Raw genomic sequence first — 9,931 nt, forward strand, 5'->3', positions numbered from 1 at the left:
CGGGGTGGGTTCCAGACAGGTTCCGAGGAGCGCAGATGCCAGCAGGCAGCACAGGAGTGACCGGCCCGGCGGGCTTCCGGGCGGCGGGGGTCGCCGCCGGGATCAAGTCCAGCGGTGGCAAGGACCTCGCCTTGGTCGTCAACGACGGACCGGAGCAGGTGGCCGCCGGGGTGTTCACCACCAACAAGGTCAAGGCCGCGCCGGTGCTGTGGTCCCGGCAGGTGCTCGAGCAGCACCGGCTGCGCGCCGTGGTGCTCAACGCCGGCTGCGCCAACGCCTGCACCGGGCCGGAGGGCTTCCAGGACACCCACGCCACGGCCGAGCACGTGGCCGACGTGCTCGGCGTCGGCGCCATCGAGGTCGCGGTCTGCTCGACCGGCCTGATCGGCGAGCGGCTGCCGATGGACGCGGTGCGCGGCGGGGTGGACGCCGCCGCGGCGGCGCTGGACGTCGGGGAGCGGGCCGGGTTCGACGCCGCGACGGCGGTGCTGACCACCGACACGGTCGCCAAGCAGGCGCTGGTGCGCGATCCGGACGGCTACGCCGTCGGCGGGTTCGCCAAGGGCGCGGGCATGCTCGCGCCGAACCTGGCCACCATGCTCGCGGTGCTCACCACCGACGCGGTGCTCGGCGCCGAGGAGCTCGACGCGGCGCTGCGCGCGGCGACCCGGGTCACCTTCGACCGGCTGGACGTCGACGGCGGCACCTCGACCAACGACACCGTGCTGGTGCTGGCCTCGGGCGCTTCCGGCGTGCGGCCCGACCCGGCGGCGTTCACCGAGCGGCTCACCGAGGTCTGCTCCGACCTGGTCCGGCAGCTCCAGGGCGACGCCGAGGGCGTGACCAAGACGATCGACGTCGTGGTGCGCGGCGCGGCCGACGAGGACGACGCGGTGGCCGTCGGGCGCACCATCGCCGAGGACAACCTGGTGAAGACCGCGCTGTTCGGGTCGGACCCGAACTGGGGCCGGATCGCGATGGCGCTGGGCCGGGTCGACGCGCGGATCGACGTGGACGCGCTGGAGATCGCGGCCAACGGCGTGACGCTGTTCGCGGGCGGCACCCGCGCCGCCGACCGCAGCGCGGTCGACCTGTCCGGCCGCGAGATCGAGATCGTCGTGGACCTGCACGTCGGCCCGCACGAGGCGACGATCCTGACCACCGATCTCTCGCACGGCTACGTCGAAGAGAACAGCGCGTACTCGTCATGACCACCGAACCCGTCAGCGATCGGCTGACCACCGCCGCCGAGAAGGCCGCCGTCCTGGTGGAGGCGCTGCCCTGGCTGGAGCGCTTCCACGGCGCCACCGTCGTGGTCAAGTACGGCGGCAACGCGATGGTCGACGAGGAGCTCAAGCGCGCGTTCGCGCACGACATGGTGTTCCTGCGGCTGGCCGGGCTGCACCCGGTCGTCGTGCACGGCGGCGGCCCGCAGATCACCGCGATGCTCGACCGCCTCGGCCTGGCCGGGGAGTTCCGCGGCGGCCTCCGGGTGACCACCCCGGAGACGATGGACGTGGTCCGGATGGTGCTCGTCGGGCAGGTCGGGCGCGAGCTGGTCGGCCTGGTCAACCAGCACGGCCCGCTGGCCGTGGGCATGTCCGGCGAGGACGCCCGGCTGTTCACCGCGCAGCGCCGCTCGGCGCTGGTCGACGGCGAGCCGGTGGACGTCGGACTGGTCGGCGACGTGGTGTCGGTGAACCCGGACGCGGTGCTGGACCTGATCAAGGCCGGGCGCATCCCGGTGGTGTCCACGGTGGCGCCGGACGCCGACGGCGTGGTGCACAACGTCAACGCCGACACCGCCGCCGGTGCGCTCGCGGTGGCGTTGGGCGCCGAGAAGCTGGTGGTGCTCACCGACGTCGAGGGCCTCTACACCGACTGGCCGGACCGGGGTTCGCTGGTGTCGCGCATCGACGCCGACGAGCTCGAAGCGCTGCTGCCCCGGCTGTCCTCGGGAATGGTGCCCAAGATGGAGGCCTGCCTGCGGGCGGTGCGCGGCGGGGTCCCGCGCGCCCACGTCATCGACGGCCGCCTGGCCCACTCGGTGCTGCTCGAAGTCTTCACCAGCGCGGGAGTCGGAACGATGGTGCTGCCCCCGGCGGCAGCGGACGGAGGATCATGACCGGCAACGCGGCGGGGACCCAGCGCTGGCAGTCGTCCATGATGGACAACTACGGCACCCCGAAGCTGACCTTCACCCGGGGCTCGGGCTGCGAGCTGACCGATGCCGACGGCAGGACCTACCTGGACTTCGTCAGCGGCATCGCGGTCAACGCGCTCGGGCACGCCCACCCGGCGGTGGTCGAGGCGGTCCGCCACCAGATCGGCGAGCTCGGCCACGTCTCCAACCTCTACGCCCACCCGCGCGGTCTGGAACTGGCCGAGCGGCTGCTCGACCTGGCCGGAGCCGCCGGGCGCGGTCGGGTGCTGTTCTGCAACTCCGGTGCCGAGGCCAACGAGGCCGCGTTCAAGATCGCGCGGTTGACCGGAAGGCTGAAGGTGGTCGCCACCGAGGGCGGGTTCCACGGCCGCACGATGGGCGCGCTCGCCCTCACCGGGCAGCCGGCCAAGCAGAAGCCGTTCGAACCGCTGCCGCCCGGCGTGGTGCACGTGCCCTACGGGGACGCCGCCGCGCTGGAGTCCGCTGTGGACACCGAGACCGCCGCGATCTTCCTGGAACCGGTCCAGGGCGAGAACGGCGTCGTCGTCCCGCCGCCGGACTACCTGCGCGCGGCCCGGGAGCTCGCCGACCGCACCGGGGCGCTGCTGGTCGTCGACGAGGTGCAGACCGGCATCGGCCGCACCGGGACGTGGTTCGCCTTCCAGCGCGCGGGCATCGTGCCGGACGTCATCACGCTGGCCAAGGGGCTCGGCGGTGGCCTGCCGATCGGCGCCTGCATCGGCATCGGCGCGGTGGGCGACCTGCTCCACCCCGGCCAGCACGGCACCACCTTCGGCGGCAACCCCGTGGTCTGCGCCGCCGCGCTGGCGGTGCTCGACACCATCGCGGCCGACGGGCTGCTGGCGCACGTCGAGCAGGTCGGCGCCGAGCTCGCCGACGGCATCCGGGCGCTGGAGCACCCGCTGGTCGCCGAGGTCCGCGGCGCCGGACTGCTGCTCGGGGTCGGGCTCACCGCGCCGGTGTCGGCGAGCGTGGCCGCCGCCGCCCAGCGGGCCGGTTACCTGATCAACCCGATCCAGCCGGACGCGCTGCGGCTGTGCCCGCCGCTGGTGCTGCGCTCCGACCAGGCGCGCCGCCTGGTGACCGACCTGCCCGCGCTGCTCAGCTCGCACGAGGAGAAACCCTGATGCCCCGGCACTTCCTGCGCGACGACGACCTGACCCCGGCCGAGCAGGCCGAGGTGCTCGACCTCGCCGACCGGCTCAAGGCCGACCCGCTGGGGTCGACCGCCCTGGCCGGGCCGAAGTCGGTCGCCGTCATCTTCGAGAAGAACTCCACCCGCACCCGGCTGTCCTTCGAGGTGGGCATCGCCCAGCTCGGCGGCCACCCGGTGATGATGGACAGCCGCATGATGCAGCTCGGCCGCGAGGAGACCATCGAGGACACCTCGCGGGTGCTGTCCCGCTACGTCGACGCGGTGGTGTGGCGGACCTTCGCCCAGGCCCGGCTGGACTCGATGGCCTCGGCCTCCGGCATCCCGGTGGTCAACGCGCTGACCGACGAGTTCCACCCGTGCCAGGTGCTCGCGGACCTGCAGACCGTCCGGGAGCGGCACGGCGCGCTCCCCGGGCTGACCCTGACCTACCTCGGCGACGGCGCCAACAACATGGCGCACTCGCTGATGCTGGGCGGGGTGACCGCGGGGATGCACATCCGCATCGCCGCGCCGGAGGGCTTCGCCCCGCTGGACCACGTGCTCGACGACGCCCGCAAGCGCGGCGGCGAGACCGGCGGCACCGTTGAGCTGCTCACCGACCCGAGGGCGGCTGCGGACGGTGCCGACGTGCTGGTCACCGACTCCTGGACCTCGATGGGCCAGGAGAACGACGGCAAGGACCGGGTCAGCCCGTTCCGGCCGTACCAGATCAACGCGGAACTGCTGGCCGCCACCGGCAAGCCCACCACCTCGGTGCTGCACTGCCTGCCCGCCCACCGCGGCTGGGAGATCACCGACGAGGTGCTCGACGGACCGGCCAGCGCCGTGTTCGACGAGGCGGAGAACCGGCTGCACGCCCAGAAGGCGCTGCTGGCCTGGCTGGTGGAGCGGCGATGACCAGCCGGGCGGCACGGCAGGCGCGGATCGTCGAGCTGGTCACGACCTCGACGATCCGCAGCCAGACCGAACTGGTGAAGCTGCTCGCCGCCGACGGCGTCGAGGTCACCCAGGCCACGCTGTCCCGGGACCTCGACGAGCTCGGCGCGGTGAAGCTGCGCGGCGCGGACGGCGGAGCGGCGGTCTACGTCATCCCCGAGGACGGCAGTCCGGTCCGCGGCGTGCAGGGCGGGACCTCCCGGCTGAGCAGGCTGCTGGCCGAGCTGCTCGTCGGCGCCGACGGGGCGGGCAACCTCACCGTGCTGCGCACACCTCCGGGAGCGGCGCAGTTCCTGGCCAGCGCCATCGACCGCTCGGCGCTGGTCGAGGTGGTCGGCTCGATCGCGGGCGACGACACCGTGATGGTGATCGCCCGCGAGCCGCTGACCGGGCAGGACCTGGCGAACCGGTTCCGCGCGATGGCCGAGCGGCCGTCGGCGGAGGAGCCGGAGGACAACGACACGACATCGAAGGAGCAAGGCAATGAGTGACCGGGTAGTGCTGGCCTACTCCGGTGGCCTGGACACGTCCGTGGCCATCGGCTGGATCGCCGAGGAGACCGGAGCCGAGGTCGTGGCGGTCGCCGTCGACGTCGGCCAGGGCGGGGAGGACCTGGAGTCGGTCCGCAAGCGGGCGCTGGAGTGCGGTGCCGTCGAGGCCGTCGTGGCCGACGCCCGCGACGAGTTCGCCGAGCAGTACTGCCTGCCGGCGATGCAGGCCAACGCGCTCTACATGGACCGGTACCCGCTGGTCTCGGCGCTGTCCCGGCCGCTGATCGTCAAGCACCTCACCGACGCGGCCGCGAAGTTCGGCGCGAGCACCGTCTCGCACGGCTGCACCGGCAAGGGCAACGACCAGGTGCGCTTCGAGGTCGGCATCGGCGCCCTGGCGCCCGACCTCAAGGTCATCGCGCCGGTGCGCGACTTCGCCTGGACCCGGGAGAAGGCGATCGCGTGGGCCGAGGACCGCGACCTGCCGATCGACGTGTCGAAGAAGTCGCCGTACTCGATCGACCAGAACGTCTGGGGCCGGGCCGTGGAGACCGGTTTCCTGGAGGACATCTGGAACGCGCCGATCGAGGACGTCTACTCCTACACCCAGGACCCGTCCCAGCCGCGCGACGCCGACGAGCTGGTGATCACCTTCGACCAGGGCGTGCCGGTCGCCATCGACGGCGAGACCGTCACCGTCCTGCAGGCGATCCAGGAGCTCAACCGGCGGGCCGGTGCGCAGGGCATCGGGCGGCTGGACATGGTCGAGGACCGCCTCGTCGGGATCAAGAGCCGCGAGATCTACGAGGCCCCGGGCGCGATCGCGCTGATCACCGCGCACCAGGAGCTCGAGGACGTCACCCTGGAGCGCGACCTGGCCCGGTTCAAGCGGACCGTCGCCCAGCGCTGGGGCGAGCTGGTCTACGACGGCCTGTGGTTCTCGCCGCTGAAGGAGTCGCTGGACGCCTTCCTGGCCCAGTCCCAGCAGCACGTCTCCGGCGAGGTCCGGATGAAGCTGCACGGCGGCCGCGCCGTCGTCAACGGCCGGCGCAGCGAGGAGTCGCTGTACGACTTCAACCTGGCCACCTACGACGAGGGCGACTCGTTCGACCAGAGCCTGGCCAAGGGCTTCGTCCAGCTCTGGGGCCTGCCGAGCAAGATCGCCGCGAAGCGCGCCCAGCGCTGAGCCCACGTCGCCCGCGCGGTCGCGCGCCGCGCGGGCGACGCCCCTCGAACCGCCACCGACCAAGAGGAAGACCGTGACGCAGCAAGGTAGTGAGCCGACCAAGCTCTGGGGCGGCCGGTTCGCCTCCGGCCCGGCCGAGGCGATGGCGGCGCTGAGCCTGTCGACGCACTTCGACTGGTGCCTGGCCCCGCACGACATCGCGGGTTCGCGGGCGCACGCCCGGGTGCTGCACCAGGCGGGTCTGCTCGACGCCGACGAGCTCGAGCGGATGCTGGCCGGGCTGGACGTGCTCGCCGCCGACGTCGAGTCCGGGGCGTTCCAGCCGGTCTTCGACGACGAGGACGTGCACACCGCGCTGGAGCGCGGGCTGCTGGAGCGCGTCGGCACCGAGCTCGGCGGCAAGCTGCGCGCCGGGCGGTCCCGCAACGACCAGGTGGCCACCCTGTTCCGGCGGTGGCTGCGCGACGCCTGCCGCCAGGTCGCCTCCGGCGTCCTCGACGTGGTCGACGCGCTGGTCTCCCAGGCGGCGGCGCACCCGGAGGCGGTGCTGCCCGGGCGCACCCACCTCCAGCACGCCCAGCCGGTGCTGCTCGCGCACCACCTGCTCGCGCACTGCCAGGCGCTGCTGCGCGACGTGGCGCGCATCCGGGACTGGGACGCCCGGACCGCGTTCTCGCCCTACGGCTCCGGCGCGCTGGCCGGCTCCTCCCTCGGGCTGGACCCGGAGGCGGTCGCGGCCGAGCTCGGCTTCACCGGTGCGGTGGACAACTCGATCGACGGCACGGCCGCGCGCGACTTCGCCGCCGAGGCCGCGTTCTGCCTGGCGATGCTCGGCGTGAACCTCTCCCGGGTAGCCGAAGAGGTGATCATCTGGAACACCGCCGAGTTCGGCTACGTCGTCCTCGACGACGCCTGGGCGACCGGCAGCTCGATCATGCCGCAGAAGAAGAACCCGGACGTCGCCGAGCTGGCGCGGGGCAAGTCCGGTCGGTTGATCGGCAACCTCAGCGGCCTGCTGGCCACCCTCAAGGCGCAGCCGCTGGCCTACAACCGGGACCTGCAGGAGGACAAGGAGCCGGTCATCGACTCCGTCGAGCAGCTCGGGCTCCTGCTGCCCGCGATGGCGGGGATGCTCGGCACGCTCACCTTCCGCACCGAGCGGATGGCCGAGCTCGCCCCGGCGGGCTTCACCCTGGCCACCGACATCGCGGAGTGGCTGGTCCGGCAGGGCGTGCCGTTCCGCGTCGCGCACGAGGCCAGCGGCGCCTGCGTGCGCACGGCGGAGAACCGGGGTGTCGGGCTCGACGAGCTCACCGACGCCGAACTCGCCGAGGCCCACCCGGCGCTGACCCCGCAGGTCCGCGAGGTGCTCACCGTGCCCGGCTCGATCGCCTCCCGGGACGCGCGGGGCGGCACCGCGCCGCAGCGGGTCGCCGAACAGCGGGAACGGGTCGTCGCCGCGGTGGCCGAGCATCGCGGATGGCTGTCGGCGTGATCACGTTTCGGACACGACGGTAGTGTGCGGTGACGTGGAACAGGTGACGCGCGACGAACTCGCCCACGATCCGCTGTGGGTCGCCCGACGGCTGCTCGGCTGCGAGCTGAGGTCCGACACCGGGCAGGGCGAGGTCGGCGTCCGGCTGGTCGAGGTGGAGGCCTACCGGGGAGGCGACGACCCGGCCTCGCACTGCTACCGGGGGCGCACCGAGCGCAACGCGGTCATGTTCGGCCCCGCCGGGCACCTCTACGTCTACTTCGTCTACGGGCTGCACTTCTGCATGAACGTGGTGTGCCTCAGCGACGGGGTGCCCGGCGCGGTCCTGCTGCGGGCCGGCGAGATCACCACCGGTCACGACCTGGCCCGGCAGCGCCGCCCCGCGGTGCGCAAGCCCGACATGCTGGCCAGCGGCCCGGCCCGGCTGGCGGGCGCGCTGGGCATCACCCGCGAGCACAACGGCGTCGACCTCACCGACCCGGACTCGCCGGTGCGGCTGCACCACGGCGCGCCGGTGGCCGAGGACGACATGCGCAGCGGTCCCCGGGTCGGCGTCACCGCGGCGATGGACCTGCCGTGGCGGACCTGGCTGGACGGTTCCCCGGCGGTGAGCACTTACCGGCGCGGCGGCCGGAAGGGACCGCGCACCCGGGCTTGACAGGCCCCGCCGAACCCGGTTGCGGCGATGCGCGAAACTGGACGCGTGAGTGAGCACATCGTTGACGAACTGTCCTGGCGCGGCCTGATCGCGCAGTCCACCGACCTCGACTCGCTGCGGCGGGAGCTCGACGGCGGGCCGCTCACCCTCTACGCCGGCTTCGACCCGACCGGGCCCAGCCTGCACGCGGGGCACCTGATCCCGATCCTGACCTTGCGCCGCTTCCAGCGGGCCGGGCACCGCCCGGTCGTCCTCGCCGGCGGTGCCACCGGGCTGATCGGCGACCCGCGCGACGTCGGGGAGCGCAACCTGCACGACGAGACGACCGTGCTGGAGTGGACCGAGCGGATCCGCGCGCAGCTCGCCGCCTTCGTCGACTTCGACGACTCGCCGACCGGCGCGATCATGGAGAACAACGCGCACTGGACGGCGGAGCTGCCGGTCACCGCGTTCCTGCGCGACGTCGGCAAGCACTTCTCGGTCAACACGATGCTGGCCCGGGACACCGTGAAGCGCCGCCTGGAGACCGACGGCATGTCCTACACCGAGTTCAGCTACATGCTGCTGCAGGCCAACGACTACGTGCAGATCCACCGGCGGCACGGCGCGCGGCTCCAGCTCGGCGGGTCGGACCAGTGGGGCAACATCGTGGCGGGCGTCGACCTGGTGCGCAAGCAGGAGGGGGTCGCCGCGCACGCGCTGACCCTGCCGCTGGTCACCGACTCCGAGGGCCGCAAGTTCGGCAAGTCCACCGGTGGCGGGAACGTGTGGCTGGATCCCGCCATGACCTCGCCGTACGCCTGGTACCAGTACTTCGTCAACTCCGCCGACGCCGACGTGATCCGCTACCTGAAGCTGTTCACCTTCCTGGACCGCGAGGAGATCGACGAGCTGGAACGGCTCACCGCCGAACGTCCCCAGCAGCGCGCCGCGCAACGCAGGCTCGCCGAGGAGCTGACCACGCTGGTCCACGGCGAGCGGCAGACCGCCCAGGTGGTCGCGGCCAGCCAGGCGCTGTTCGGCCGCGGTGGGTTCGCCGAGCTCGACGAGCAGACCCTGGACGCCGCGCTGGCCGAGGTGCCCGTCGCCGAGGCCCGGTTGGCCGACGCCCCGACCATCGTCGACCTGCTCGTGGCGACGGGACTGGAGTCGGGCAAGGGCGCCGCGCGGCGCACCATCAAGGAGGGCGGCGTGTCCGTCAACAACACCAAGGTCGCAGGTGAGGACTGGTCGCCGAGCGAGGACGACCTGCTGCACGGCACTTGGCTGGTGCTGCGTCGTGGCAAGCGTCACACTGCGGGCGTGCGGGTCCTGCACTAACCTGGATTCAGCACCGGAACGGGGCGCTGACCTGCATGTTCGCTTCCTTCCGGTGCTGGACCGGGTCGATTTGACTTCGGCCCGGCGGATGCGTAAATTAGTTCAGGTCAGCGCGGAACGGGCCGGGAAACGGACCGGGCACTGGCGGGGATGGCGAACCAAGCTCCTGCTTTCGGGTGGTAGAGTGGGCTGTCCGTTGAGAACTCGATGCGGTGGCGTGAAGCGGCCGGGATGAACGGGGACCCCCCGGGAAAGCCGGTGTTTCGGGCCTGCTAGGGTGATCAGCACCGAAACGACATGGGAATTGCTCCCTACGACTGCATGCTTGGGTGTGTGGTTGTGGTGTGGGTGTGTTCTTTGAGAACTCAACAGCGAACTGTTTTTGGCTAGTGTTCATGATTTGAACAGCCCCTTTTTTGGGGTTTTTTTGAGTATGACGCTCACCGCCCCTCCTTTTTTGTGGGGGTGTGGTTGGAGTGTCTGCTGGGATTGTTTCAACAGTCA

The 9,931-nt window shown here is 72.1% G+C and carries 9 protein-coding genes; all 9 read left to right on the plus strand.

All coding sequences use genetic code 11. The annotated features are described in order from the left end of the window. Positions 1-35 precede the first annotated feature (35 nt). The 9 genes from argJ to tyrS all read left to right on the plus strand — a co-directional run bounded on the left by argJ (position 36) and on the right by tyrS (position 9,427). Positions 36-1,211: a bifunctional glutamate N-acetyltransferase/amino-acid acetyltransferase ArgJ gene (argJ, locus tag ABD976_RS27645; RefSeq protein ID WP_345368017.1), complete on the plus strand. Its 1,176-nt coding sequence runs from the start codon at positions 36-38 to the stop codon at positions 1,209-1,211. Further along, on the plus strand, positions 1,208-2,125 hold the full coding sequence (argB, locus tag ABD976_RS27650) for an acetylglutamate kinase (RefSeq protein WP_345368018.1): 918 nt from the start codon (positions 1,208-1,210) through the stop codon (positions 2,123-2,125). Before argJ ends, argB begins: the two co-directional genes overlap by 4 nt. Then, positions 2,122-3,312 (plus strand): acetylornithine transaminase, encoded by a 1,191-nt coding sequence (locus tag ABD976_RS27655; RefSeq protein WP_345368019.1) that lies wholly within the window; start codon positions 2,122-2,124, stop codon positions 3,310-3,312. The genes argB and ABD976_RS27655 overlap by 4 nt, the downstream gene beginning before the upstream one ends. Continuing rightward, positions 3,312-4,238 (plus strand): ornithine carbamoyltransferase, encoded by a 927-nt coding sequence (gene argF / locus ABD976_RS27660; RefSeq protein WP_345368020.1) that lies wholly within the window; start codon positions 3,312-3,314, stop codon positions 4,236-4,238. The genes ABD976_RS27655 and argF overlap by 1 nt, the downstream gene beginning before the upstream one ends. Then, positions 4,235-4,768, plus strand: coding sequence for an arginine repressor (locus ABD976_RS27665; protein WP_345368021.1), 534 nt, complete (start codon positions 4,235-4,237; stop codon positions 4,766-4,768). The genes argF and ABD976_RS27665 overlap by 4 nt, the downstream gene beginning before the upstream one ends. Further along, on the plus strand, positions 4,761-5,954 hold the full coding sequence (locus ABD976_RS27670) for an argininosuccinate synthase (RefSeq protein ID WP_345368022.1): 1,194 nt from the start codon (positions 4,761-4,763) through the stop codon (positions 5,952-5,954). Before ABD976_RS27665 ends, ABD976_RS27670 begins: the two co-directional genes overlap by 8 nt. A 73-nt stretch (positions 5,955-6,027) precedes the next feature. Beyond that, positions 6,028-7,449 carry an argininosuccinate lyase gene (gene argH / locus ABD976_RS27675; protein ID WP_345368023.1) on the plus strand — a complete coding sequence of 474 codons (1,422 nt, stop codon included), beginning with the start codon at positions 6,028-6,030 and terminating at the stop codon, positions 7,447-7,449. Between the two features lie 34 nt (positions 7,450-7,483). Continuing rightward, the gene (locus tag ABD976_RS27680) at positions 7,484-8,107 is read left to right on the plus strand and encodes a DNA-3-methyladenine glycosylase (protein ID WP_345368024.1); all 624 of its coding nucleotides are present in this window, start codon (positions 7,484-7,486) and stop codon (positions 8,105-8,107) included. A gap of 45 nt (positions 8,108-8,152) precedes the next feature. Next, positions 8,153-9,427 carry a tyrosine--tRNA ligase gene (tyrS, locus tag ABD976_RS27685; RefSeq protein WP_345368025.1) on the plus strand — a complete coding sequence of 425 codons (1,275 nt, stop codon included), beginning with the start codon at positions 8,153-8,155 and terminating at the stop codon, positions 9,425-9,427. The last annotated feature ends 504 nt before the right edge of the window (positions 9,428-9,931 follow it).

The sequence above is a fragment of the Saccharopolyspora cebuensis genome (assembly GCF_039542665.1).
Taxonomy (GTDB): Bacteria; Actinomycetota; Actinomycetes; order Mycobacteriales; family Pseudonocardiaceae; genus Saccharopolyspora; species Saccharopolyspora cebuensis.

Bases quoted from the DNA above. Each gene is read 5' to 3' on its own strand.
- ABD976_RS27670 (WP_345368022.1), top strand. From the start codon at position 4,761: ATGAGTGACCGGGTAGTGCTGGCCTACTCCGGTGGCCTGGACACGTCC.
- argF (WP_345368020.1), top strand. From the start codon at position 3,312: ATGCCCCGGCACTTCCTGCGCGACGACGACCTGACCCCGGCCGAGCAG.
- ABD976_RS27655 (WP_345368019.1), top strand. From the start codon at position 2,122: ATGACCGGCAACGCGGCGGGGACCCAGCGCTGGCAGTCGTCCATGATG.
- argB (WP_345368018.1), top strand. From the start codon at position 1,208: ATGACCACCGAACCCGTCAGCGATCGGCTGACCACCGCCGCCGAGAAG.
- argJ (WP_345368017.1), top strand. From the start codon at position 36: ATGCCAGCAGGCAGCACAGGAGTGACCGGCCCGGCGGGCTTCCGGGCG.
- ABD976_RS27665 (WP_345368021.1), top strand. From the start codon at position 4,235: ATGACCAGCCGGGCGGCACGGCAGGCGCGGATCGTCGAGCTGGTCACG.